The sequence below is a fragment of the Brytella acorum genome (assembly GCF_029309905.1).
GTDB classification, from domain to species: domain Bacteria; phylum Pseudomonadota; class Alphaproteobacteria; order Acetobacterales; family Acetobacteraceae; genus Brytella; species Brytella acorum.
The window spans coordinates 185,730-211,773 of the sequence record NZ_JARBJP010000001.1; the positions used below are offsets into that span (position 1 = coordinate 185,730).

General features: G+C 60.4%; 20 protein-coding genes. 6 read left to right on the forward strand and 14 right to left on the reverse strand.

Translation table 11 applies throughout. From position 1 onward, the window contains the following. Positions 1-61 precede the first annotated feature (61 nt). Entirely contained in the window at positions 62-1,618 is a 1,557-nt protein-coding gene (locus PWM43_RS00820) for an alginate export family protein (RefSeq protein ID WP_289840675.1), read from the forward strand. 58 nt (positions 1,619-1,676) lie between these two features. Here PWM43_RS00820 and PWM43_RS00825 read toward each other — a convergent pair whose 3' ends face one another. From PWM43_RS00825 to PWM43_RS00835, 3 genes are all read right to left on the reverse strand, one after another. Further along, the gene (locus PWM43_RS00825) at positions 1,677-2,054 is read right to left on the reverse strand and encodes a DUF3597 domain-containing protein (protein ID WP_289840676.1); all 378 of its coding nucleotides are present in this window, start codon (positions 2,052-2,054) and stop codon (positions 1,677-1,679) included. A 112-nt stretch (positions 2,055-2,166) separates the two neighbouring features. After that, complete coding sequence (ahcY, locus tag PWM43_RS00830; protein WP_289840677.1) at positions 2,167-3,471, reverse strand: adenosylhomocysteinase; 1,305 nt, start codon at positions 3,469-3,471, stop codon at positions 2,167-2,169. 143 nt (positions 3,472-3,614) lie between these two features. Next, positions 3,615-3,953, reverse strand: a complete 339-nt coding sequence (locus PWM43_RS00835) for a hypothetical protein (RefSeq protein ID WP_289840678.1) — start codon at positions 3,951-3,953, stop codon at positions 3,615-3,617. Between the two features lie 267 nt (positions 3,954-4,220). On the opposite strand from PWM43_RS00835, the gene PWM43_RS00840 reads away from it, so the two are divergent. Next, positions 4,221-5,294 (forward strand): CorA family divalent cation transporter, encoded by a 1,074-nt coding sequence (locus PWM43_RS00840; protein ID WP_289840679.1) that lies wholly within the window; start codon positions 4,221-4,223, stop codon positions 5,292-5,294. 11 nt (positions 5,295-5,305) lie between these two features. Here the strand turns inward: PWM43_RS00840 and PWM43_RS00845 are convergent, their stop codons facing one another. After that, positions 5,306-7,171: a glycosyltransferase family 2 protein gene (locus tag PWM43_RS00845; protein WP_289840680.1), complete on the reverse strand. Its 1,866-nt coding sequence runs from the start codon at positions 7,169-7,171 to the stop codon at positions 5,306-5,308. A gap of 18 nt (positions 7,172-7,189) precedes the next feature. Next, positions 7,190-8,326, reverse strand: a complete 1,137-nt coding sequence (nagA, locus tag PWM43_RS00850) for an N-acetylglucosamine-6-phosphate deacetylase (protein WP_394356016.1) — start codon at positions 8,324-8,326, stop codon at positions 7,190-7,192. 222 nt (positions 8,327-8,548) lie between these two features. On the opposite strand from nagA, the gene PWM43_RS00855 reads away from it, so the two are divergent. Next, positions 8,549-9,748, forward strand: a complete 1,200-nt coding sequence (locus PWM43_RS00855) for an acetate/propionate family kinase (RefSeq protein ID WP_289840682.1) — start codon at positions 8,549-8,551, stop codon at positions 9,746-9,748. A gap of 40 nt (positions 9,749-9,788) precedes the next feature. Beyond that, complete coding sequence (locus PWM43_RS00860; RefSeq protein ID WP_289840683.1) at positions 9,789-12,158, forward strand: phosphoketolase family protein; 2,370 nt, start codon at positions 9,789-9,791, stop codon at positions 12,156-12,158. Positions 12,159-12,243: 85 nt separating this feature from the next. On the opposite strand, the gene PWM43_RS00865 is transcribed toward PWM43_RS00860, so the two are convergent. The 3 genes from PWM43_RS00865 to PWM43_RS00875 all read right to left on the reverse strand — a co-directional run bounded on the left by PWM43_RS00865 (position 12,244) and on the right by PWM43_RS00875 (position 14,857). Next, on the reverse strand, positions 12,244-12,717 hold the full coding sequence (locus PWM43_RS00865; protein WP_289840684.1) for a nuclear transport factor 2 family protein: 474 nt from the start codon (positions 12,715-12,717) through the stop codon (positions 12,244-12,246). A gap of 132 nt (positions 12,718-12,849) precedes the next feature. Next, the gene (locus PWM43_RS00870) at positions 12,850-13,872 is read right to left on the reverse strand and encodes a lysophospholipid acyltransferase family protein (RefSeq protein WP_289840685.1); all 1,023 of its coding nucleotides are present in this window, start codon (positions 13,870-13,872) and stop codon (positions 12,850-12,852) included. Between the two features lie 58 nt (positions 13,873-13,930). Beyond that, positions 13,931-14,857 (reverse strand): hydrogen peroxide-inducible genes activator, encoded by a 927-nt coding sequence (locus PWM43_RS00875; protein ID WP_289840686.1) that lies wholly within the window; start codon positions 14,855-14,857, stop codon positions 13,931-13,933. A gap of 149 nt (positions 14,858-15,006) precedes the next feature. Between PWM43_RS00875 and ahpC the strand changes: the two genes are divergently transcribed. Further along, positions 15,007-15,570 carry an alkyl hydroperoxide reductase subunit C gene (ahpC, locus tag PWM43_RS00880; RefSeq protein WP_289840687.1) on the forward strand — a complete coding sequence of 188 codons (564 nt, stop codon included), beginning with the start codon at positions 15,007-15,009 and terminating at the stop codon, positions 15,568-15,570. A gap of 195 nt (positions 15,571-15,765) precedes the next feature. Next, positions 15,766-17,340: an alkyl hydroperoxide reductase subunit F gene (gene ahpF, locus PWM43_RS00885; RefSeq protein WP_289840688.1), complete on the forward strand. Its 1,575-nt coding sequence runs from the start codon at positions 15,766-15,768 to the stop codon at positions 17,338-17,340. A 24-nt stretch (positions 17,341-17,364) separates the two neighbouring features. Here the strand turns inward: ahpF and rsmA are convergent, their stop codons facing one another. The 6 genes from rsmA to PWM43_RS00915 form a co-directional block, all read right to left on the reverse strand. After that, positions 17,365-18,210, reverse strand: a complete 846-nt coding sequence (rsmA, locus tag PWM43_RS00890) for a 16S rRNA (adenine(1518)-N(6)/adenine(1519)-N(6))-dimethyltransferase RsmA (RefSeq protein ID WP_394356001.1) — start codon at positions 18,208-18,210, stop codon at positions 17,365-17,367. Between the two features lie 10 nt (positions 18,211-18,220). Further along, entirely contained in the window at positions 18,221-19,693 is a 1,473-nt protein-coding gene (locus PWM43_RS00895) for a peptidylprolyl isomerase (RefSeq protein WP_289841138.1), read from the reverse strand. Positions 19,694-19,799: 106 nt separating this feature from the next. Then, complete coding sequence (locus PWM43_RS00900) at positions 19,800-22,160, reverse strand: LPS-assembly protein LptD (RefSeq protein WP_394356002.1); 2,361 nt, start codon at positions 22,158-22,160, stop codon at positions 19,800-19,802. After that, entirely contained in the window at positions 22,160-23,311 is a 1,152-nt protein-coding gene (gene lptG, locus PWM43_RS00905) for an LPS export ABC transporter permease LptG (RefSeq protein WP_289840689.1), read from the reverse strand. The genes PWM43_RS00900 and lptG overlap by 1 nt, the downstream gene beginning before the upstream one ends. Positions 23,312-23,327: 16 nt before the next feature. Then, the gene (lptF, locus tag PWM43_RS00910; RefSeq protein WP_289840690.1) at positions 23,328-24,500 is read right to left on the reverse strand and encodes an LPS export ABC transporter permease LptF; all 1,173 of its coding nucleotides are present in this window, start codon (positions 24,498-24,500) and stop codon (positions 23,328-23,330) included. Positions 24,501-24,584: 84 nt separating this feature from the next. Beyond that, positions 24,585-26,012: an FAD-binding oxidoreductase gene (locus PWM43_RS00915; protein WP_289840691.1), complete on the reverse strand. Its 1,428-nt coding sequence runs from the start codon at positions 26,010-26,012 to the stop codon at positions 24,585-24,587. Between the last annotated feature and the right edge of the window lie 32 nt (positions 26,013-26,044).

Consider the following 26,044-nt stretch of genomic DNA (forward strand, 5'->3'; position numbering starts at 1 on the left):
GATGTCACTGTTCGACGTGCGACTGGCTTTTTACTGATACGGCATGGTTAGTCGCTTTTTAATGCCTGCAAGCCTCTTTGCCTGCAGCGTTTCTTTTCTCGATCCCGCGTCCGCCGCTGACACGCGCTCCAGCGCGAGCGATGAGTCGGAAGACAAGCGCGTCGAGTCCAGCTTGTTCTCGCGACCGGATAACAGCCAAGGCCGCTGGGGTGCCTTTAACAACACGGATGGTTCGGCGGCTGGTTGGGGGCCGGTCGAACAATACGGGCAGGCACGGTGGGCCGAAGATTGGAGTTGGCTGAAAGACCGCAAGCGGCAGGAAGATGTCTTCGACCGGCTGAAATTCGTGCGTCTGACGCCGGATGGAACCCACTATGTCACGTTCAGCGGCGAGGAGCGTCTGCGGGGCTTTTACGACAGTCATCCCCAACTCGGCGTCCAGAGACCCGGCCGGGCCTTTCGGCTGCTGCTGCGCAGTGTCTATGGCGCGGATGTCCATCTCGGTACGCATGTGCGGCTGTATGCGGAAATCGCCAACGGTGCCGCTGGTGGGTCCAATTACTATGGCTATGATGGATATCAGCGCTCCCGGCTCGACCTTCAGCAGGCCTTCATCGAAATCAGGACGCAGGTCAAAGGCGCGCGGACCGGCCTCATGATCGGACGCCAGTTCTTCATCGACTCTCCGCCCTATGTTCTTTCGGTCCGGGACCTGCCGAATATTGCCCAGAGCTGGAACGGCATGCGCGGCTATGCGGTCTGGGATCGTCTTCGACTGGATGCATTCGGGCTTTTACGCACCGATCCCGCGCCCACGGGCGTTTTTGCCAACGAGGCGGACTGGCATACCCGGCTATGGGGCGCTTATGCGAGCTACGCTCTGCCAAATTTCGTCGTGAAAGGCAGAAAATCCCGCCTTTATCTCGACGGCTTTTATTACGGTTATCTGTACCGTGGCAGCATCAGCGCGACGTCCTCCGCCTATGGCATTCAATATGGTGCGACGCATCGTGATACCCTCGGCACGCGCCTCTGGGGAACGTTGGGTGCATGCGACGTCAGTATGGGCGGTCTTTATCAAAGAGGTGTGTTTCGGCCCGAAGGAGGCGGACAACGTCCCATCCGCGCCTACGCTCTGAATGGGACGTTGTCCTATTCACTCGATCACCTGTTCGGAAAGCCGGCGATCGGCGTGCAGGCCGATCTGTTTTCCGGTGGGGACCGCAGTCGGCGAACCATCGGGACCTACGCGGCGCCTTACTACAACGCGCCTTTTTATAACGATATCACGACCTATCTCGGCCCGCAGAACAAGATCGGCCTGGGTCCGGTGGCGCGCTGGAAGCCCCATAAAAGACTGATCTTTCGTCTTCATGTGCCGGTTTTCTGGCGTGCGGCGAAGCGCGACGATCTGTACGGGGTCACGAAGGTCTATGATTTCCGGAACATCCTGGGCCGCTTCACGGGAACCGTGCCGCAGCTTGAATTGGGCGTTTCGCTGACGCGGCATCTGACCTGGACGCATGATGTCGCCGCCGTCATCGGATCGAACGGACTGCACCAGGCCGGGGCGAAGGATGGTCAGTTCTATATGCAGACGCTCGATTTCAGGTTCTGAAATCGAGCGTTTGTCTCTTGTTTCAGGCCCGCTGATATGGGCTGGAAAAGCCGGAATCTCAGTGTTTGAGTTCGTCAGGCACCTTGCCGCCATTCTCGGCCAGCTTCTGCCAGACCTGCTTGATGAGCCAGACATTCATCGTCGCAGTATCGTCCGTGCTGCCCGTGTAATGCAGTTCGCCCGCAAGCTGCTTGCGGGATTCGAGCGAGCTGTCCAGGCCAAGCAGCTTGAGCAGATCGACGATCGACTGACGCCAGTTGAGGTTCTGTCCGTTCTTGGCCGCCAGATCCGTCAGGATGGCATTGACATCGACCGGCGCGGCTGGAGCCGCCGTCGGCGCAGCGCTCGTTGCGACTGGAGCGGTTCCAGCCGTAGCCGGTGTCGCGGCTTCGGCATGGCCAAAAATCTTGGACATGATCGTGCTGAAGATGCTCATGGACGGTTTCCCCTGTTGCTTGAGGACGCCCCGACCCTGACGGCGGGGCATCCATGCCCGTTCCTAAAGCGTGAAGTGGCGCTGCGTTCCGTATCGCCGCGCCCCATCAGGCTCAGTAGCGGTATTCTTCGTGCTTGAACGGGCCGTTTTCCGGCACGTTGATATAGGACGCCTGTTCGGGAGACAGTTTCGTCAGGGTTGCGCCGACCTTGGCGAGATGCAGGGCCGCGACCTTCTCGTCAAGCTTCTTGGGCAGGACATAGACCTTCTTGTCATACTGACCCGGCTTCGCCGTCCAGAGTTCGATCTGGGCGAGCGTCTGGTTGGTGAAGGAGGCGGACATGACGAAGGACGGGTGACCCGTCGCGTTGCCGAGATTCACGAGGCGTCCTTCGGAGAGCAGAATGATGCGCTTGCCATCGGGGAATTCGACCTCGTCGACCTGCGGCTTCACATTGTCCCACTTGAAATTACGCAGGCCGCTGACCTGAATCTCGCTGTCAAAATGGCCGATGTTGCACACGATTGCGCGGTGCTTCATCGCGCGCATGTCGTCCACCGTGATGACGTCGATATTGCCGGTTGCGGTCACGAAGATATCGCCACGCGGCGCGGCGTCTTCCATCGTGACGACCTCGTAGCCTTCCATCGCGGCCTGGAGCGCGCAGATCGGATCGACCTCCGTCACCAGGACGCGACAGCCCGCATTGCGCAGCGAGGCGGCCGAACCCTTGCCCACGTCGCCGTAACCGGCCACGACCGCGACTTTGCCGGCCATCATGACGTCCGTGCCGCGGCGGATGGCGTCCACGAGGCTCTCGCGGCAGCCATAGAGGTTGTCGAACTTGGACTTCGTAACGCTGTCATTGACGTTGATGGCCGGAACCAGGAGTTCACCCTTGCGCGCCATATCCCAGAGACGATGTACGCCCGTGGTCGTCTCTTCGGAAATGCCGCGCACATCGGCGAGCATCGCTGGGTATTTGTCGTGCATGATCTGGGTGAGGTCGCCACCATCATCGAGGATCATGTTCGGCGTCCAGCCGTCCGGTCCCTTGATGGTCTGCTCGATGCACCACCAGAACTCTTCTTCCGACAGGCCTTTCCAGGCGAAAACGGAAATCCCGGCGGCCGCGATGGCGGCGGCGGCCTGATCCTGCGTGGAGAAGATGTTGCAGGACGACCAGCGAACCGTCGCGCCGAGCGCGATCAGCGTTTCGATCAGCACGGCCGTCTGGATGGTCATATGCAGACAGCCGGCGATGCGCGCGCCTTTCAAAGGCTGGCTGGCGCCGAATTCCTCGCGCAGCGCCATCAGACCCGGCATTTCGCCCTCGGCGATGGAGATTTCCTTCCGCCCCCATTCGGCCAGAGAGAAATCGCGAACCTTGTAGTCGGACTGGTCTGTAACGGTCATGTCTGAAGCCTTGGCTGCCACTCGATGGCGGCAGGGTATAAAGGCAACGACCGTCATGCGCCAGTATCACGTTGGTCCGGCAGCGTGCCGGAACGGTTTTCAGTCGACCGTCCGGCCGCTCGGGTTGTCGGGGAACATAAGGTTTATCTGGGTCCGTTATCGGTCGTGGCAGGAGGCACGGTTACCCTGTTGGGTTCGTCCTGCTGCGTGATGGGAAGGCGCTTGGAGCGCTTGCCGGTATGCACGACATGCCTCGGCTTGGCGGCGGGCGCCGGGTCGGGCTGTTCCTTCGCCTGGTTGGGATAAGTCGTGTTCTGGTTGGTGGGATTCCCCGGATGGTCTTTCTGTGCCTGGATTTCGGCCTTCATCGCCGGGCTGGTGGCGTCAGGCTGGGGCGCAGGTGGTGTATTGGTCTGGGCAATTGCGGGCGTCGCGAGCGCAATTGTTGCGATGGTCAGTGCGATTTTGCCAACGTTTTTCATGGATGATTCCTTCCCCGAATGGGTTCGCCGCGCGGCACCGTCTTTCATCACCGAACCTCGCGGAATTGCTGGGATTCAACAGGCGTGGCAGTGGAAGGTTGCCTAAAAGCTCATATTTTGTTGCATCAGAGGTTGCCTGAGCCGAACACCCATGCCACTCCTAGCCAGCTTCTCCGCGCGCCCTGACGATCCTGGTCATCATGGCGCTGGGCGAGGTTTTCAGCCCTTGGTTTCGTTTTCCGGTTGATGGAAAGGATGGAGGTCGCCATGCAGGGTTCGCATGTGTCCGTGCCGCTCAGCCTGCTTCCCGAACCGGGAGACGAGGCGCGTTCCGGTCTGCGTAACGGGCTTGTATGGGCTATACGCGCGCGTCCCGGTGAAGATCCGACAGCACTGTCCCAGACGGAAATCGAAACGATTCTCGATGATGCGACGCCGCTGTCCAACTGGCCGCGTGTCGCCGAAAGCTGGGTCTGGCTTCATTTCGATACGGTCCATAGTGCCGCCCGCGCGCAGGTCGCGGCCATGCCCTGCCTCCCGGAAGAAGTGCGCACCATGCTCGCCGAGACCGAATACGGCGTCATGATCGACGCCGTGCCGGGGCTGGTCTGGGGTGTGATGCCGGCGTTCGACGATGTGCTGTCGGAAGACGATCGTGAAATCTGCGCATGGCGTTTCGCCATGCGTCCGGATCTCCTCATCACCACGCGACGAAATCCGGTTCCCGTTCTGGGTGCGGCCTATCGCAGCCTGCGCGGCGACGCCGTGCCTCGCAGCCCGGCCGGTATCATCGATCGGGCCATGCGGGAATTCACCAGCACGGTGCGACGTCAGATCGGTCAGCTCGACGATGAGCTGGACCGTGCAGAAGATGCGCTCCTGATCGTCGAGCGCAGGACCGACCTCGGACATCTGAGCGGGATCGTCGGAAAAGTGCGGCGTCGCGTGACCGAACTGCGTCGCGTGGTCGTCCCCGTGGACCATGCACTGCGTGATGATGAACTGGATCTGCCGTCCTGGGCCGAGGACGAGTTGCGCGATCGAACTGAACGACAGGTCCATGCGGCTCTCGACGATCTTCTCGCGCTCCAGGACCGCGGCCGCTCGCTCCAGGACGAACTTGCCTCGTCACAGGCGGAAGAAACGAATAGACGGCTCTATATCGTCTCTGTTGCGACGACCCTCATGCTACCCGCCACATTCGTCACAGGCTTCTTCGGCATGAACACAGGCGGCATGTTTCTGGCGCAGGGCGGACTGGGCACCGTGGCCGCAGGTGTGATCTGCGGTCTCGCCATGCTCGCGACCTGGGTGTTTTTCAAGATTTCCCGCCTGCTTTAAAGAGGTCACTATTATTGCGGTTGCCTTTCTTTTTGGTATGTCTCCAAAAGAGCGGCCCAAGCCTGCTTTATCCGTAGCGGTTCTTTCGAGTTCTGAACGATAGACGCAGTTTCTTTAACTAATGCTTCGATATTTTGAGCGAAGTAATCTTTTACACGATCTTCGGCTTTCTTAATATCGGGGATGCTGCGTAAAAATGAGATTTCCTTCTTGAGAGCGGGGATAAAAGGCTCCAATCTCTTGTCTGGAAGAGTATTGTTTTTATCAAAAAAATCTATGAAGGGTTGAATAAATCTTATTTCATATGATTTTTTCATGCTGAAATTTTTGGTGTCACCGCGGGGACGACTATGCTTCCATACATATTCCTCAAGGGACTTATGGAAATAGTGCGCTATCCATGCATTTTTCTCACCTAATTCGCTTAGATGAGGCGCTTTGGACAGTTCGGTGTGTAGTATTTTTCCATCTGTATCGAAAGTACGATGAGATCGCTGGAAAGCCCAGTGCGGATTATGGGCGTGACAGAAAGATGCAAGTCGAGTCTGAAATGCTGTTTTGACGAGAAGGTTTTGCGGAGGTTCTCTGCGCTGAAACCGACTGATCATGGGTTGCGCGTCGTGCGAGGTTTTACCATCTGGGGTCATCATCACCCATGAAAATGCGATCCCGTCTGCGCCGCGAGCATCTTGCAGGTCAAAAAAAGTTCTTATTTCTGTGTAGAAATTAAAATCGAGGGCTAAAAACTCATCCAAATCTATGACTAGGGTCCATTGATAGTCAAGCATTTGTGGTAGATTTGCCATTGCTGCGCCATAGGCTTTGCGCTGGATTTGTATGGGAGATTCTGGATTTGTATCAACCCACGTTATTATTCCGTTCGCTGATAGGGCTTGGAGAAGTTCATCGGATCGATCCATGTTGCTGTTTGAACAGATAAATATATGATCAAAACCGATTGCTCTATGCCACGCGATCCACTCAAGTAAATATATACCTTCATCTCGGGCGGTCGCCAGAATGCAGGATTGCTTTCGTGATTTGATGAGGCGACGCATTTGTGACCACAGAGCGTATCCCAACGGAGGTGGACGGCTATGACCGTAATCGAGTTCGCCAAAAAAATCTGTCGAGCCGTCTAATTTTAGCGAATTAATATGGTATCTTTTTTTATTCCATTCAACGAGTTGGGGTATCGATTCTCTTATCCAATAATCGTCCTGTATTGATGTTTTAAGAGCAGCTAACGTTACGCTATTTTTTAATAAAATTTCGCCAAAGTTTTGCATTTCATCGCGAGATAGAAGGCGTAAGAAGGCAGGAAGCAGTGCATGCTTCTCATAATTAGTCGCGCTTTCAAGCCACCTGGATAGGGATTTCGCACTTATGTCATTGCTAACAAATTCAGAAATAGATTTCACGTAAGAAGACTGTATCTCATCCATATTTTCTATGGGATGAAATCTGAATTTCTCCCACCGAGAAATGTGCGGACGATTACATGAAATAGGGGCATCGGAATTGTCGTGGGGGGAACACACATAATGATCCCACAATGGATGCCGCAAGGCAATTTCATCTTCTGTGCCAGCTCGCAGGAGATGATAAGACATAACTGGCCTCGGGAGTGCATTGTCGCCAGCAAAGGAAATTTCGAATGATTTTTTTTTTGTTAAAATAAATGCCACGTCTGGACGTTTCTTGCATTGTATTAAAATACAACGGTGAAGATTTTCGTTTGATTCAAAAGTCGATATAACTTTTTTGGTATTTATATCATAAGATATAAATCTACCTCTAAAATCTATTATGTAATTCGCACTAATTTTTTCATGAAAATTATCATAATTTTTTCGGAAAAAGTTTAAAAAAGACATTTTACTCTCTGAATTTATTTATATTGTATGAATGCTTTTGAAAATCTCGACTTGTCCACGGAGGTGAATCGATTCTGGTATCAACTCTTCATCCATAACGACAAAATCCGCCAATTTCCCAACCGCAATCGCCCCCCGATCATGCAGGCCAAGATAACGCGCGGCATTCGTGCTTACGAGGCGGGCGGCTTGTGGGAGCGAAGCGCCGTTCCGGACGGCATTGCGCAACGCCACGTCCAGCGTGAGAACGCTTCCCGCCAGTGACCCGCCGGGGAGGCGCACGACACCATCGCGGATCATCACGTCCTGACCGCCGAGCTGGCTGGGACCGTCCGGAAGGCCGGTGCCGCGCATGGCATCGGTCACGAAAAGCAGACGGTTGCCCATCATGCGTGAGGCGAGGCGGAACGTCGCGGGATGAACGTGATGCGTGTCGAAGATCATCTCCGCATAGGCTTCGTCGCTGCACATGAGCGCCGTCACAGGGCCGGGATTGCGTCCCTCGATCGGCGACATGGCGTTGAAAAGATGCGTCCCGCCGGGGATGCCGCCAGCCGTGCAGATCGCGCAGATCGCCTTCGTCGCGCCTTCATAATCGGTTGTGGTATGGCCGAGGCTGACCCGGACGCCGGCTTTTGAAAACGCCGTGATCGCTGTGTCGGCATGCTCAAGCTCAGGTGCGAGCGTGACGACGCGCACACATCCGGCCTCGATCGCTGCGGCCACCAGGTCGGGCCGGGGCGCGACCGGGAACGGAGGCTGCGCGCCGAGCTTGTGGGGGCTGACGAACGGTCCTTCGAGGTGAGCGCCGTGTATGCGCGGACCTCCCGGAACGCCACGCTCCATAACGGTCGCGATGTTGCGGAGTGCGACCATTACGTCGTCCCACGGCCGGGTGATGGTGGTGGGCAGGATGGTCGTGGTTCCATGCCGGAGATGAAAACGGGCGAGGGTTTCGATCGCCTCGATCCCGTCCATGGTGTCCGCGCCGTCCCCGCCATGAACATGTGTGTCGATAAAGCCGGGGAGAATGTAACGCCGCGGGGCGTCCGGCAGGGGCGTGATGGTTTCGATATGGGAGCCAAAGGTGATACGGCCGGGAAGCACACGGTCCGGCAGAACGATCTGCCCGTCGAGTTGTCCGGTCGGAGTCATCATATCTTCCTTTGGAATGCGGCTGACCCGCCTTTATTGCAGGACGTGCGAACACGTTAAGCGGCTCTGGCGTATGTGACAATCGCAACCGGGCGCGTCGAGGGATCGTCTTTCTCAAATAGACCTCTCGAAGACGGGAACGTCCTGCGACTTGACTTGGGTCAAGGTCAGGTCTCGGGTCTTTGCCCATGATGCGACGGCGCGACATAAGGGATTGATCTCATGCCCCAGCAGGTTTCAGGCGCGATTCTGGTGCTGAACGCCGGTTCTTCGAGCGTGAAGTTCGCCCTTTTCGCTGACGGAGGGGCGCAGGCTTCCCGTCTTGTCTCCGGCGAACTGGAAGGGATTGGCGAGCGCGCCAGACTGAAGGCCCATGACGCGCAGGGGCAAGTTCTGGTCGACAGGGATCTGGCTCCGGGCGCTGACGACGATGCGCATGACGTTGCGATGAAGGCGCTCATGGAGTGGCTTGAAACCAGGATCGGGCTGGAGGCCGTGCTCGCGGTGGGGCACCGGGTCGTGCATGGCGGTCCCGATTTCGTCAGTCCGGTCCTAATTGATGATGAAGTGTTTAGTCAGTTGGAAAAACTGACGTCTCTTTCGCCGCTGCATCAACCGGCCTGCCTGGGGCCTGTGCGTGCGCTGCGGCGCGCCTATCCCGCTCTCGTGCAGGTTGCCTGTTTCGATACGGCGTTTCATCGCACCATGCCCGCCGTGGCCCAGGCTCTCCCTTTGGCTGCGGCCTATGCGCGCAAAGGCGTGCGGCGATATGGTTTTCACGGCCTGTCTTACGAACATATCGCCCGATGCCTCAGCCGAAACCACCGCGAGCTCGCCGGTGCGCGCGTTCTTGCCGCGCATGTGGGCAACGGGGCGAGCCTTTGTGCCCTGCGACACGGCGTCAGCATCGAGACCACCATGGGTTTCTCGGTGCTGGACGGTCTCGTCATGGGCACCCGGACGGGCGCGATCGATCCTGGCGTTCTTCTCTACATGCTCCGCCAGGAGAACATGACGCCAGCGGCGGTTGAGGACGTTCTCTATCATCAGGGAGGGCTTCTGGGCGTATCCGGTCTGTCGGGAGACATGCGTACCCTGCGGGAGCATCCCCATGATCCGGCCGTGCGTATGGCTCTCGATCTGGCCGTCTATCGTTTTGTCCAGCAGGCCGGAATGATGATCTCGGCGTTACAGGGGCTCGATGGTATCGTTTTCACCGGCGGCATCGGCGAGCATGACGCACAGTTCCGCCGGGATGTCTGCGCCCATCTCGCCTGGCTCGGCGTTACGCTCGACGTGGCGGCGAACGCCGCGCATCGTTCACTGATTTCCGCGCCGGAAAGCGCCGTGAAGGTGCTCGTGATTCCGGCGGACGAAGAAGCCTCCATTCATCGCCATGTTCTTGCGTGTATCGAGACATGATGCCGCGCCCGGACAGGCTCGCAACTGAGGATCGACAGCGATGACCACGCAACAGACCCCGCTTTCCGCTCAGGAACTTGCGCTCTTCAACAAATGGTGGGGGGCTGCGAACTACCTTTCGGTGGCGCAGATCTATCTCCTCGCCAACCCGCTGCTACGCGAAAATCTGACGCTGGAGCAGACGAAGCCCCGACTGCTGGGGCATTGGGGCACGACGCCCGGCCTGAACTTTCTCTATCTCCATCTCAACCGCATCATACGCGAACAGAAGAAAAGCATCCTGTTCGTCGCGGGGCCTGGCCATGGCGCGCCCGGCGTCGTCGCCAGTACCTATCTTGAAGGCACCTATACGGAATATTTTCCCGAGGTGACGCAGGATTTTGAAGGGCTTGAGCGGCTCGTCAAGCAGTTTTCCTTCCCCGGCGGTATTCCGAGCCATGCCGCGCCCACGACGCCAGGTTCCATTCATGAGGGTGGAGAACTCGGTTATTCGCTGTCGCACGCCTTCGGGGCGGTCTTCGACAATCCGGACCTGATCGCCGCATGTGTAGTGGGGGATGGCGAGGCGGAAACGGGGCCTTTGGCCACGTCCTGGCACAGCAACAAATTTCTCAATCCGGCCACAGATGGCGCCGTTCTGCCGATCCTGCACCTCAACGGATACAAGATCGCCAATCCCACCGTGCTGGCGCGAATCTCGTCCGACGAACTCTTGGCGCTGTTCAGGGGCTATGGTTACACGCCGATTCTCGTCGAGGGACACGAGCCGGATCTCATGCACCAGAAAATGGCCGTGGCCATGGATCAGGCCTTCGCGTCGATCACGGCCATCCAGAAAAAGGCGCGCGAAACCGGCGATCTGACGCGTCCGCTCTGGCCCATGATCATCATGCGCAGCCCGAAGGGCTGGACCGGCCCAAAAACCGTGGATGGCCTGCGCACCGAAGGATACTGGCGTTCGCATCAGGTGCCCTTCTCGGATCTCACGAAGCCCGGTCATCTGGAGCTGCTCGGCGAGTGGCTGCGGAGCTACAAACCCGAAACGCTCTTTGACGAGAAAGGCACGCTCCTGCCGGAAATCCGGGCGCTGGCGCCGCATGGCGAGTTGCGGATGAGCGCCAATCCGCACGCCAATGGCGGTGCCCTCAAGAGGCCGCTGCGCCTGCCCGATATCAAGGATTATGCTGTCAGTGTGACGTCGCCCGGCGGTGTGAACGGCGAGAGTACGCGCGTTCTCGGCACCTGGCTGCGCGATGTGATGCGCGACAATCTCGCCAGCCGGAACTTCCGCGTCTGGTCGCCCGACGAGAACAACTCCAACCGTCTGGGCGCGGTGCTGGACGCCACGCCGCGCGCCTGGGACGCCGAAACTTTCGATTATGACGACCATCTCGCGCCCGATGGCCACGTCATGGAAATCCTCAGCGAGCACACCTGCCAGGGTTGGCTCGAAGGCTATCTGCTGACCGGAAGACACGGCTTTTTCTCGTGCTACGAAGCCTTCATCCATATCGTGGATTCCATGGTCAACCAGCATGCGAAATGGCTCAAGACCGCCAAGGAAGTGCCGTGGCGGCGTCCCATCGCGTCGCTGAACTATCTGCTGACGTCCCATGTCTGGCGGCAGGACCATAACGGGTTCAGCCATCAGGACCCCGGCTTCATCGACCATGTGATCAACAAGAAGGCCGACATCGCGCGCGTCTATCTGCCGCCGGATGCCAATACGCTGCTCTGGGTGACGCAGCATTGCCTGAAAAGCTGGGACCGCGTGAACGTCATCGTGGCGGGCAAGCAGCCGGAGCCCCAATGGCTGAGCATGGACGCCGCGATCAAGCACTGCAAGCAGGGCATAGGCATGTGGGAGTGGGCGAGCAACGATGAGGGCAGCGAGCCGGATCTCGTCATGGCCTGCGCGGGGGACGTTCCGACCCTGGAGACGCTGGCCGCCGTCTCGATCCTGCGTCATCACGTGCCCGATCTGAAAATCCGCGTCGTGAACGTCGTCGATCTCCTGACGATGATGTCGCATGACCAGCATCCGCATGGCCTCGAGGATGCCGAGTTCGATAGCCTGTTCACGCTCGACAAGCCCGTCATCTTCGCGTTCCATGGCTATCCTCAGCTTATTCACAAGCTGATCTACAAACGGATCAACGCGCGCAACTTCCATGTGCATGGCTTCCGCGAGGAAGGCACGACCACCACGCCGTTCGACATGACGGTGCTGAACCATCTGGATCGTTACCATCTCGTCCTCAACGCCGTACGCCGGGTGCCGAAACTGGCCGACCGGGCGGCCTACGCGGCGCAGGCCGTCCGCGACAAACTCGTCGAGCATCGACTGTATGTGGATGCGCATGGCGAGGACATGCCCGAGATCCGGGATTGGAAATGGCTTGAGAAATAACGGATTACCGGCGTCCGGGCCATGTCATCGGCCCGGATAACGCGAAACGGTGCCGGATTTCAGGGCGGTCATGCCCCCACGTTCCTCACCGCGCGTGCGCGGCGGGGCGAACGGGCGTGTACTGGGCGTGGACGATTTCCCATGTCTCGCCCGTCCCGTTCCTGCGAAGTCGGCCGGCGAAGCTGCCGATCATCACGCGCTCGACGAGCGGCGTGTCCTCTTTCTGTCCGGGAGGACGAAACCGGAAGGTAAGGCGAAAGCAGACCACGGAAGACGTGACGTCGTCGTGGCTGGCGAGGCGTTCCAGTGGGGAAAGCGTGACCGGAACCCAGTGCTCCGGCGCGTAGAAAGACAGGACCGCCTGTCGCGTATCCAGATCTCCGACGGGAGAGATCTCCGTATAGTCGGGGGCCATGAACGCCGCCATGGCGGCGGGATCGAAGCGCGTCTCCGCAGAAAGGAAGCGCTCGACCGTATCTTCAAAACGTGGCGCGGCCTGAACCGGCGATGGAAGAACCGCGATGCCGATGACGGTCACCGTCGCGAGAAGATGTTTCATAGGATGAGAGACCCCGGTTCCAACGATCGCGGCATACGCACTCACCCGATCATCTCTCGGACGAACTATAGGGCGGGAACCCGGAGTGACCAGTGACCTCTGTCACCTCCAGAAGGTGACGGACCGCTCTCTTTATGGCGTCCGGGACTGGTTTTCCGCGTTCTGGCGCAGCAGTGCGGCTCCTTCCGCGACCGCTTTCCACGCGGCGTTGGAGAGCGCCTTGCGACTGGGAAAGTCATGCGGGTCCAGCGGCGGATGGAGCAGGATGGTGGCGCGCTTGGAGCCGCGCTTGAGGAACTGCCAGACATGGGGACCGAGATCCATGTCGCCGTACCACGCAAAGACGGGGCGCTGCGCACGATGGACGGGCAGCCCTTCGAGCCGGTCATAGACGAGTGAAACGGGCTGGATCAGAGGTGTCAGACCTGGCGGATAGGAGGGCATCAGTTCTTCCGAGCCCTTGGGAAGGCGGGGCAGTTTTGCGATCGCGAAGAAGGTGGACATGAACGGCAGGACGCGTGACCCGTCCGAAGACGTGCCTTCCGGGAACAGGACAAGGTTGTCGCCGGTGGCCAGTCGCGTAATCATTTCATCGCGCTCACGGCCCGTCGTGGAACGGTTGCGCGAAACGAAAATCGTCCGGCCGATTTTCGAAATCAGCCCCATGATGGGCCATTTTTCGATGTCGCCCTTGGCGACGAAGACGGAATAAAGTTTCGCGCCCAGGACTGGAATATCGAGCCAGGAGGAGTGGTTCGACACATAAATGACCGGGCGTTCCCCCTGGGCGCGCCGACTGGCGCCTCCCACCGTTCCGGCGGGTTTGCCGATCATCTGTACGCGCAAGTCGAGCAGTAGACACATGCCGCGCCAGATATGGCGCGTCCAGCGGATCTTGGACACACCGGGAACCGGGAGAAGGCAGGCTTCGAAACCGACGGAGAGCGGCACCCAGATGACCACGCCCGCGAGACGGCCCGCGGCCTGAAGGCTCGCGCTCAGTCTCGACAGGCCCCTCGGGGCCGTTTCGAGACCGGCGGGAGCCGCTTGTTCGACTGGCAGGGATTTCTTTAGGGACTTCTCTCTGGCACCGGGGGCTCTGTCTCGCCTTGCAGGGCGTGCCGCGTCTCGGAGACGGATAGAATCTGCAATCATAAGTGATCCATACCCCCCCGACGCGGCCTTCACAATGCTACAGTTCTTCAAAGTGATATTACGTCGGATGCGACGCCACGCATCCCGTGGGCGTGTGGTCGCGCAGGAACGAAGCAAATTCCGCGAAGGCGGTGCCGCGCGGATCCGTTGCGCGCCATACGAGGCCGATCGAACGTTCGGCCTCCGCGAGAGGACGGATGGTCACGAGATCCTGCAGGGTTTCCCGGTGACGGAGGGCCAGTTCGGGGATGAGCGAATAGCCTTCGCCCGCGCCGATCATATGCCACAGCATTTCCAGACTCGTCGCGAGGCGTTGCTGCCGACTGGTCGTCATGCCGCACAGCGCGAGGGCCTGATCGCGCAGGCAGTGTCCCTCTTCGAGCAACAACAGATCCGGACCGTCGAGATCCTCGAGTCGGATATCGCGCATTTCGGCACGGGGATGGGTGCGCGGAAAAACCGCCACGAAAGGCTCGTCGAAAAGCGGCGCCGCCTGAAAGACATCGTCTCGAACGGGCAATGCTGCAATTACCAGATCCAGTTCGTTATCGCGCAGGCGACGGAGCAGCCCCTCCGTCAGGCCCTCGGTGAGTTGCAGGGTGAGTTGAGGATAATCCCGACGCAGAAGCGGCAGCAGACCGGGAATATAATAGGGTGCGAGTGTGGCGATGATTCCGATGCGGAGCCGCCCGTCGAGCGCGCCCGTCTGCGCGCGCGCGTGTTCGATCAGGGCGCGCGCGGCGGCGAGAACTTCACGACACAGGGCGATCAGCCGAACGCCGTCAGGCGTCGGCGCGACATGCCGACGCGAACGCTCGAACAGGGTGACATCGAGCAGAGCCTCGAGCTTGCGGACCTGTTCCGACAGACCGGCCTGACTTACGCCGCAACGTTCGGCCGCGCGGGAGAAGTTGCGCAGGTCATCAACGGCCACCACATATTCGATGTCGCGCAGGGACAGTCCTGCCAATGGGATATAGGGCATGTCTGATAGATAATATCAGCGCACGAAAAATGAAAGAAAGGTTATGCCTATAACCCATATTGACAGGAACTGTTTTGCGATACGTCCATTCTCGTGGGAAAGATCTCCCCGGTCGCAACAGCGGCAAGAACCCTCAAGGAGAGTTACCGATGGTTACCATCAACTCGTCGATCAAGCCTTTTTCCGCCGACGCCTATCATAACGGCAAGTTCGTGAAGGTTTCGGATGCGGACCTGAAGGGCAAGTGGTCGGTCGTCTTCTTTTACCCCGCCGATTTCACGTTCGTCTGCCCCACCGAACTCGAAGATCTCGCGGAGAACTACGCGACGTTCCAGAAGCTGGGCGTCGAGATCTATTCCGTCTCCACCGACAAGCATTTCACGCACAAGGCGTGGCATGACACGTCGCCTGCGATCGGCAAGATCCAGTACGTCATGGTCGGTGATCCGACAGCCGAAATCGCGCGCAACTTCGGCGTTCTGATTGAGGAAGCCGGTCTCGCCAATCGCGGGACGTTCCTGATCGATCCGGAAGGCAAGATCCAGTACATCGAGATCACCGCAGGCGGCGTCGGACGCAGCGCCACCGAACTTCTCGAGAAGATCCAGTCGGCTCAGTACGTCGCCTCGCATCCCGGCGAAGTCTGCCCCGCGAAGTGGAAAGAAGGCAGCGAAACTCTCAAGCCTTCGCTCGACCTGGTTGGCAAGATCTGATCGATCTTCCGACCACGCGCGGAACCTTCGGGTTCCGCGTTTCCCGCCCGTTCAAAGGGTTAGGGGTGCCTGTTCGATAGCGCGACCTCGCCCCGTACTGTCGAGGCCGTACTGTCGAACACGCATCGGAAACCGGATCACGACCCGGAGACATAAACCGATCGCGGAAAACCCCGATCGCAGGAAATCAATGCCATGCTCGATACGGATATCAAGGAACAACTGCGCGGTTACCTAACAAGGCTCGTGCAGCCCGTCAGTCTCGTCGCCTCTTCGGATGGTTCGGCCAAGGCGCAGGAGATGGTGGCTCTTCTCAACGAAATCGCCACCCTGTCGGACAAGGTCAGTGTGCGGGAGGACGGGCAGGCTTCGCGTCGCCCCTCCTTTCGCATCGAGCGCGCGGACGGCGCCGTCGGCGTCACGTTTGCCGCCATTCCGCTGGGTCACGAATTCACATCCCTGGTTCTGGCGCTCCTTCAGGTGGGCGGCTATCCGCCCAAGCTGTCGGACGAAGCGGCAGCCCAGGTCAGAAATCTGACGGGCACGTATGAGTTCGAGCTTTTCGTCTCGCTGTCCTGTCAGAACTGCCCCGATGTGGTGCAGGCGCTCAATGCCATGAGCGTGCTCAACCCGAACATTCACGTCACCACCATCGATGGCGCGCTCTTCCAGGACGAGGTGGCCGCTCGCCAGATCATGTCGGTTCCGCAGGTGTTCCTGAACGGAACCCTGTTCGGATCGGGCCGGATGGATGCCGAGCAGATCATCGGCAAGCTCGATAGCGGTGCCGCGGCGAAAGCGGCTGAGAAGCTTGCCGAGAAAAAGCCCTTCGACGTGCTGATCGTCGGCGCCGGTCCGGCCGGTGCCGCCGCTGCGATCTACGATGCGCGCAAGGGATTGCGTACGGGTATTCTTGGCGAACGGTTCGGCGGCCAGATCCTCGATACGGCGGCGATCGAGAATTTCATCTCGGTTCCCGAAACCGAAGGGCCGCAGCTGGCCGCAGCGCTGGAGCGTCATGTCCGTTCCTACGACGTGGATGTGATCACCGGACAGTTGGGCAAGGCGCTCGTGCCGGCCTCGCAGGTCGGGGGGCTTCATGAACTCAGGCTCGAGAGCGGTGCGTCGCTTCACGCGAAGACGCTTATTCTCGCGCCGGGCGCGCGCTGGCGGCACATGAACGTTCCGGGCGAGGACGAATATCGTAACCGGGGCGTGGCTTATTGCCCGCATTGTGACGGCCCGCTCTTCAAAGGCAAGCGCGTGGCCGTGGTCGGTGGTGGCAATAGCGGCGTCGAGGCGGCGATCGATCTCGCCGGTCTCGTCGAACATGTGACGCTCATCGAGTTCATGGAAAATCTCCGCGCTGACGAAATCCTGCAGGCCAAGCTGCGTAATCTGCCCAACGTCACGGTCATTACGCATGCACAGACGACGGAAGTCACCGGAGACGGGCAGAAGGTGACGGGGCTGGTTTATCGTGATCGTGCGTCGGGCGAGACGCACACCGTCACGCTGGCGGGCATCTTCGTGCAGATCGGTCTGGTGCCGAACACCGAATGGCTGCGTGGCGTCGTCGAACTGACAGATCGTGGCGAGATCATCGTCAACGCCCATGGGGCGACCTCCGTGTCGGGCGTGTTCGCCGCGGGGGACGCCACCACGACACCATATAAGCAGATCATCATCGCGACGGGAGAAGGGGCCAAGGCAGCACTCTCGGCGTTCGATTATCTGATTCGTCTACCGGTCGTACAGGAAGCGGCCTGATCCAGGGGAAAGAGGAGGCGGCTGTCAGCCGCCTTCCAGGGTCAGTTCCGCCAGCCGTGCGAATTCCGCGACATCGAGTGTTTCGCCCCGACGCGTCGGATCGATTCCGGCGCGTTCGAGGAGCGCCTCGCCGCCCGCGCTCTTGATGGAGGATCGCAGCATTTTCCGCCGCTGACCGAAAGCAAGGGCCGTAAGGCGCTCCATCGCCCTGAACAGACGGGGCTCCGGTTGCGTGGCATGCGGAATGAGGCTGACCACCGCCGAGTGGACCTTGGGCGGCGGCGAAAAAGCTTCGGGCGGAATGCGCATGACCAAATGACATGACGTACACCACTGAGCGAGCACGGCCAGCCGCCCATAAGCGCCTGTGCCGGGGGCCGCGCATATCCGCTCGCCCACTTCCATCTGGAACATGAGCGTCAGGCGCTCCCACCGGGCGGCCTGTCGAAGCCAGCCGATCAGCAGGGGCGTGCCGACATTGTAAGGAAGATTGGCGACGATCTGGCGCGGAGCGGGACACAGCGTCGCCGCGTCGAGGGCCATCGCGTCGGCCTGCACGATCGTCAGGCGTCCGGGATACCAGGCGGCGAGTTCGTCCAGCAGGGGCCACGCCCGGGCGTCGATCTCGACCGCGTGGACCTGCTCGGCGGGCGTGTTGAGAAGCGCGCGGGTCAGACCGCCGGGCCCGGGGCCGATTTCCACGACATGACGACCGCGCAGATCTCCGGCCAGTCCGGCAATCCGGGCCGTGATCCCCGGATCCAGCAGAAAGTGCTGGCCCAACGCCTTTCTGGCATCGAGGCCGTGTGCCCGAATGGTCTCGCCCAGACTCGGCAGACCGACGGGTACCTGTTCTCCGTTAAAGCTCACGATACGACGTTCAAGACGGCTTTTTGCCGGCGTTCCCGTTCAGAATGGCGGATTTGTCGCCATTCGCCGGTTTTTCGTCGGTGCCCTTTGCCTTGGCGTCGTCCGTATCGCTCGCCGCGTTGGTCTCGCTTTTGGCTTTGTTGTCCGGCATGAACGCCGTCGCCGCCGGACGCATCTGGATGATGGAGCGTCGTTCGAGATCACGTGTGAGCTGTCGCGAAGCCTGCTCGACACGCTCGTTCAGCAGACCATCCGCGATTTCACTCGGCGTCTCCTGCGCGAGGTTCTTCTGATCGCGCGAGCATACCATCAGGATGGCGATGCCTTCGCCCGATACGATGGGCCGACTGAGCTGATTGGGCTGGAGATGCTCTATGATGTCGCGCATCTGTGCGGGCACGCGGTCGAGAATGAGCGGCCCGGGATCGCTCGGATGTTTCGTATCCATGCCGAGCGACGTGTTGAGAGCCGCCACCTGGTCGCAGCTATGCAGCGTCTTGGCGGCGCTCGTGGCGCGTTCGAGCTGCTGCTTCTGCTGGTCGGTCGGAGCCTGCGGATTGAGGGGAGCGTCAAACGGAAAGAAAGCCTGACGCACGCTGACGACGGTGGCGTTCTGATGACCCACGGTACGTTTGGCGGCGACGGTCGCGATCACGAAACCACCCGGCACGCGGATGGGATTGGAAATCGCGCCGATCGGCATTGCCTTGACGATCTGCGCCACCGGCGGATCGAGGCTGTCTTCCTGCACCCAGCCCATGGTGCCGCCGTTCAGAGCCGTCTGGGACTGCGAGAACTGGGCGGCGACGATCGGGAAGGGCGCGCCCTCGCGCAGCTGGCCGATGATGGTCTTGGTGAATTCGAGTTCGTTCTCGTCATGGCGCGGATCGGCCACGGGAATGAAGATCTCGCTGACGTTGTATTGCGCACGGCCTTCCTCGGCGCGCAGGGCGGCTTCACGCTGGGTGATCTGCTGGGCCGTGATGCGACCCGATTCCGAGATCTGTTCGCGCAGGACCTGCATCCAGCCGATCTGCACGCGGATCTGGTCGATCAGGGTCGTCAGCGCCACACCGTCCATGCTCAGGCGGTCGCGCAGGGCGTTCTTGGGCATGCCGTTGCGCTGTTCGATCCCGGCGATCGCGTTGGCGATCTGCTCGGGCGGGATGTTGATATGCCGCTTGAGAATTTCCTGCGTCTTGATCCGTTCATCGATCAGCTGGTGAACGATCTGCGGGCGCATGCGCTTCATCAGCTCGGGGCTGATGGAAAGGCCGGTCGACAGGGCGAACAGCTTGCCGCGATTATCGACCTCGCGTTCGGTCAGAACCTGACCGTTGACGACGGCGATGATCTGATCTTCCGGCGGAGCCTCAGGGGCCGTGGCCTTGCTCTTTCCCGCGGCATGTGTGGCCGCGTGCCGTGCTCCATGGGAATGGGACGGCGCCGCGATGGCGGACTGGGCCAGAAACAATCCGGCCATGAGGCCGGTCGAAGCTGTCAGCAGGCGGCTAAGGGCGGCCTGGCGCCCTGGAGCTGGCGGCCGACCGCGAACGGCGGCGTGGTCGATAGGGGTCATGAAGGGTCCGTCAGCCGTTGATTCCGAATGTGCCAATCGTCTTGAACGTGAAATTGAACAGCACGGTCGTATTCCGCTGCTGGCCACCGATCGACGTATATTGCTTGATCACGAAGATGTCCAAACCGAAGCAGTCGTTGTTATAGCCGAGATCGCCGCCCAGGCTGACGAACTCCTTGCGCTTCAGGGCTCGTCGGCCGAAGACCGACACATGATATTCATGCCAGCGCGAGGAAATTCCAGCCGAAAGCTCGCTGATGGGCTTGTAATAGACGTCCGGCGGCGTGCTTCGGGCGTAATAATAATAAGGCGTGACAGGCTCGTAGACATAGCCGCCATTGACGTGGAAAAGCTCCGTGCCGGTGCTGATCAGGCCCTCGCCGTAATCCATCCGGTTTTTCCACGGATTATAGCGACCGCGTGCCGTGAGGTCGACGAAACGTGATGGTGAGATCCGTATGCGTCCCACCGGGTCCGACACGTGATGGTCGAGGCCGGAATAGGCGGGCATGTTGCGCGTGATGTGCTCCTGAAGGCTCTCGCCGACGAGCAGATCGACCACATGTCCGTTCCAGATCCAGTTGCTGTGAATGCCGACATTGCCGCGTAGACCGCCGTCGAGACGATCCGTTCCGAGATAGCGATTGAGCGAAAACAGCGTTGAGTCGGTGAATTCGTAGCCCAGACTGTCTTCGTTGGGCATGTTGTCGCGTTCGCTATAGCCCGTGTTGGGCGCGTAGATCGCCTGCACGATGGGTTCGAGGATCTGCGAGCCATGACCCTTGGCGAACGTGCGCAGGAACGGCCAGTTGAGCTTCAGGGCAATGGTCGGCAGAACCTGCCCGGTCGTATGGGAACGGCTGCTCTCATAGAAAAGCGGCTGCTGGTAGAGGTGACTGCCGTGATAAAGCGTTGAGTCGAGGCGCAGCGTCAGGAGCCATTGCTGGCCCAGCTTGTTGTGGAACGGCCTGTCCCAGTTCATCTGTAGTTCGCCACGCTGGTCGCGGGCGCCGGTCGGGCGGTAGACGTTGAAATCCGTCGTATGGGCCGAGAACGTGCCTCCTAGCGCATCGGGGCGTCCCTGGAAGTCATAGGTCAGTCGCGGCAGGACGAAAGGCAGATCCGAATCGCGGATTGTGCCCTGGTTGAGGCCCTGGAAGAAGCTCGTATCGAGCTTGGTATATGAACCTACACCGAAACCTTCGAGATACGCGGTCGAATTCAGAAACTCGTTGCCGTAACCGGTGATGCGGTAATCGCGCATGTAATTGGCTGACGAGGCGAGATTAAGGTTCAGACCGGCGCGCCAGTGATCATCAATGGCGAATTGCGCGGAACCCCGCACATAGCCCTGAATACCGTGGTTGCCAGCGGAGCCGACGTCGTTGCCGAACGTATTCGTGTAGCGGCTCTCGCCATGGGTATCGTAGGCGATGGCGCCCGTGAAATTGATATTGCCGAAATTCAGCGCGTTCCGATACTGGCCGCTGAGCTGCGGTCCGGTTCGACTGGCGACCAGAAGCTGCGCGGTCAGATCCTGCTGCTGGTCGATGGCCCAGAAATACGGGATCGTGATATAGGTGCCGAGATAGCGGTCATGCGGGCTGATGCCGGGAATCAGGAAACCGCTCTGACGTTTGACCGTGGGGTCCGTCATCGAGAAAACCGGGAAATAGATGACGGGAATGCCGAGCATGTCCAGCCAGCCATGCTCGAACTCGATACGGTGATGCTCGACGTCATGCGTGCCGTTATAGGCCCGGATCTGCCAGAACGGCGGCAGAAGGCGGTTCGTTTCGCAGATCTGGCAGGCCGTATAGATCACGTGACTCAGGTCGTTGACCTTGCCTTCCGTGCGGCGCATGCCATTGGCGGCGATCTTCGCATTGTCTTCCATCCGCATGTAGATCGCGGTGCCGATCCCGTCATGCATGCCGTTCGAAAGTTCGAGATAGTCGGCATAGGTCGCGGTGCCGTCCGGATCGACGACGGCCACGTGCCCCGATGCCGCCATGACTCCGGTATTGCGGTCATAGGTGATCTTGTCCGCCCGCAGGGCGTGGTCGCCCTGCCAGACCTGTACGTTGCCGGACCATGTGACCAGTCCCGTCTTTTCGTACTGTTCGTGGTCGGCCAGATAGGTGACCGGGTCGGACGGCTTGCCTGGGGCTCCGATATTCATCTTCGGACCCGTGGTGCGTGTCTGTGCCGCATGGGCCGAGCCGCTCAGCCCCAGCCCGCTTGTCCCCAGCCCGGCCAGCCCCATTCCGGTCGTTCCCAGCCCGGTCGCGCCAGCGAGGACCGACGCCGCCAGCCATAAGGATCGACGCGGAGGTGCGGCTGTGCTTTTCACGCGGCGCGGGTTCGACATCAACCGTCCTCCAGATGCAACAGAAGCGCGACGGCGAGACACAGTCCCGCTCCCGTCGGCGCCCACGCCGCCAGAACGGGCGGCAGCGCCCCCGACTCGCCAAACTGGGCGGCGACCTTCGAGACGGTGAATAGCGCAAACCCCGCCGCAACGCCCGATCCGATCATGCGCGCGACGCCGCCGCGACGGGTCGGCCGCATGGAGAAGCCCGCCGAGACGAGCGCCATGGTCCCCGCCAGGATCGGTAGCGCCAGCAGGGTCTGGAAGTGCAGGCGCTGGCGGATCGACGAGAATCCCGACCGCTCCAGAAGGCGGATGAAACCGGGCAATGTCCAGACGGACATGGTCTCGGGGGAAGCAAAGCTCTGTTCGACACGGCGAAGCGTCAGGTTCGTCGGCAGGGTATAGTCTCCGATCCGGACTGGGAGATGGTTCGGCATGATGGAACTGGCTTCTGCAAGTTGCCAGGCATGGTTCGCAAGCAGACCGTGGGGAGACTCGATTCGAAGAACGAGATGATCATGATCGTCGATCCGAAAGACGCTCACATTGTCGATATGAAGCACGCCGTCAATCTGATGGACATCGCGCGCATGGAGAATGGCGACGCCGTGCTCGCCGGAGACGCTGTCCATCTGCCGGACCCACAAGGCGCCCCCGTTCAGCATGAGGGGACCGCCCCCCGTGCGCAGATAGGTTTCATCCAGCAGTTCCGCCCTGCGATACATCGCTGACGAAAGCGGCGACAGGCCCGCGGTTGCGAAGGCGCCGATCATCAGCGCGCAGGCCAGGGGGGCCGCGAGAAACTGCCAGGCGGAAATGCCGCTCGCCCGCGCGACGATCAGTTCGGATGAACGCGTCAGTCGCCAGAAGCAGATGATCCCTCCGAGCAGGACGCCGAAGGGCAGGATCATGATGATGAAATACGGAATGTGAAACAGCGCGATTTTCGACACGAGACTCGTGGGGACGTTCGGTCTCGTGGCGACGCGACGCAGCAGGTCGATGAAGTCGAACAGGGACACGAGGCCCGAGAGCGCCATGATCATCGCGATGACCGAAAGCATGAACTGGCGTGCGATATAGAGCGATAGCGTGACGGGTACGCCGCGTCGATGCGCGGCGGCGGCGCGGCGAAGGCGTGTGGTCATGGAATGCGTCATGACTTCAGCTTCGTTCCATCGATCGACCGCGGTCCGACCAGCGCTCCCGGATCTCGTCGCGGAACAGCAGGAAAGCGCAGATCAAGGCGGGGACGATGGATATCAGCCACATCAGGGGGACGAGACGAAGGTTCCGTCCGGCGAGGTTCTGAAGCATCAGGGAAAAAGCCAGCAGTCCGACGACGGACATCACGGCTCCGAAGGGCCGCGTGAAATTCCCATGTCGGGAAAACACGCCCCCCACGGCCGCGAAAAGACCGATCATCGAGAACGAGAACGCCGTCAGTGGCGACGTCAGGCGACGCCATGCCTCCACGGCGAATTTGCCTCGATCCCGCACGGGCACTTCGTCGAGGTCGGGATGCAGAAGCTCACGGATCGACATTTCGGCCGGATCGCGTTCCTGACGATCACCGTTCTTCCCCGATACGAGGTCGACCGTATTGCGCTTGAAGCTCAGGACGTTCAGGCGACCGGTCTTGTGATCGATCACCTGGCGGGACCCGTTGTTGAGCACGACCCGGGGCTGGCCGTTCACGACGACGATCGAGCCGTGTTCGGCAAGGATCGTGGTGTGAGCGTCGGGATCCCGGTCATCTTCCACCAGCACGCCATGCAGTTCACCGTCACTGTCCCGCTTGCGGATATAAACCGTCATATTGGGCGGAATGGTCGTGAAAACGCCATCCTGCAGCATGAACGCGGCCATTCTGTTGCGGATCTGGAATTCATAGCGGTGAAACGCATGGTACGTGGTCGGCACGATCCAAATGTTGAGAATGTAGCACAGCAGGGTCGAAAACAGGGCCACGATGAGAGCCGGGCGGGAAATCTGCAGGGGCGACAGGCCAGCGGCGCGCATGACGGTCATTTCGCGATCAGTGACCAGTCTCTGACAGGTGAACAATATGACCAGAAACGTCGTGATCGGCAGGATGATCGCCACGAATCCGGGAGCCAGGAGCGATGTCAGGCCCAGGAACGTGCGAAGCGATAGCCCCCGCTGTACGACCAGGGACACGAATTTGAGCGACTGCATCAGCCAGATCAGCGCCACCGCGCCACCGGTCATCGCCGCCAGAGCGATGAGCATCTGGCGGATCACATAGTGATCGAGAAGAGGACGCCGCAGGAGACCGGTGAGCGAGCGGGATACGGAAGGGGCCGAAGAAGGCATGCATGTTCTCTAGCGTCGCGGCGCGCGCCACAAAAGGCGCAAATGAGGGTCTTCTCCGCAACGCGGGGTTTGACAGGCGGTCGATCAGTTAACCGGCAGGACTTTGCCAGGATTAAGGCGCCCCTCCGGATCGAACGCGGCCTTGATGCGGCGCATGAGGGCGAGCTCCGCGCCGCCGCGCCACGTTTCCATCATATCCGTCTTCAGCTGGCCGACGCCATGTTCGGCGGAAAAGGAGCCGTCCAGGTCATGGACGATCTCATGGATGGCATGGGTGAGTGTCTTGCCCTCGCGAAGAAAGACATCGGCCCCCATGCCTTCCGGCTGCACGAGATTGAAATGAATATTGCCATCCCCGACATGACCGAACGGCGCGATCCGCACGTCGGGCATGAGGGCGCGGCACGCGGCCGTCGCTTTGTCCAGCAAGGTCGGCACGGCTGGGACGGAGACAGAAATATCGTGTTTGATCGACGCCCCGGCGAGGCGCTGGGATTCCGACTGTTCCTCGCGCAGACGCCAGAGCATCGCCACCTGGGACGAGGATTCCGCGACCACCGCATCGACGGCGACCTCGCCCTCAAGGGCTTCCTCAAGCGCGCTTTCGAGCGTTGCGCGCAGGCTGGAATCCTGTCCCGCGAGTTCCACCAGAACATAGCACGGCGCGCGTTCCGAAAGCGGGAAGGTCAGTCCTTCCACATATTGCAGGGCGATCTCCATGGCCGTGCCGGATATATATTCAAAAGCTTCCAGCACATCGCCCGCGCGCTTCCGGAAAATATCGAACAGGCGCAGAACGCTCGCATCGTCCGGCAACGCGCATAGGGCGACCTCCCTGACCGCCAGCGCGGGACGCAGCTTCAGGCGCACCCGTGTGATGATCGCAAGCGTCCCTTCCGATCCCACGAGCAGCTGGCGTAGCGCATACCCGGTATTGTCCTTGCGCAACGAGCGCAGCAGGTCGAGCCGCGTGCCATCCACGAGCACGGCTTCGAGACCGGCCACCAGGTCGCGCGCCGAGCCGTAGCGGAGCGCCTTGCTGCCGCCCGCATTGGTGGCGACGATGCCGCCCAGCTGCGCCGAGCCTTCCGAGGCGATGGACAGCGGCAGAACCATGCCCGCATGGGCGGCCGCGTCCTGCGCGCTGGCCAGCGTCGCGCCCGCCTCCGCCAGCAGCGTGCCATCCGTGCGATCCACCGGGCCGAGCGCTTTCATGCGTGACAGGGAGACGACGACATTCAGTCCCCGATCGTCCGGTGTGGCACCGCCGCACAGACCAGTATTGCCGCCCTGCGGCACGACGTTCACGGGGGGCACATGGGCGGCGCAGAGCTTCAGCGCATCACTCAGCGCCTGCGTGTCAGCAGGGCGCAGCACCGCGATGGCGCGGCCAGAGAACAGCCTGCGCCAGTCCTGACAGTACGGACCGATCTGATCGGGGTTGGTCAGCAGACCGTGAGGGCCGAGACATGCGGCCAACTGGGTCAGGAGATGGGCTTGGCTGTCCGACACGACGTGTCCTCTTGGCGGGCGGGAAAGAAAAA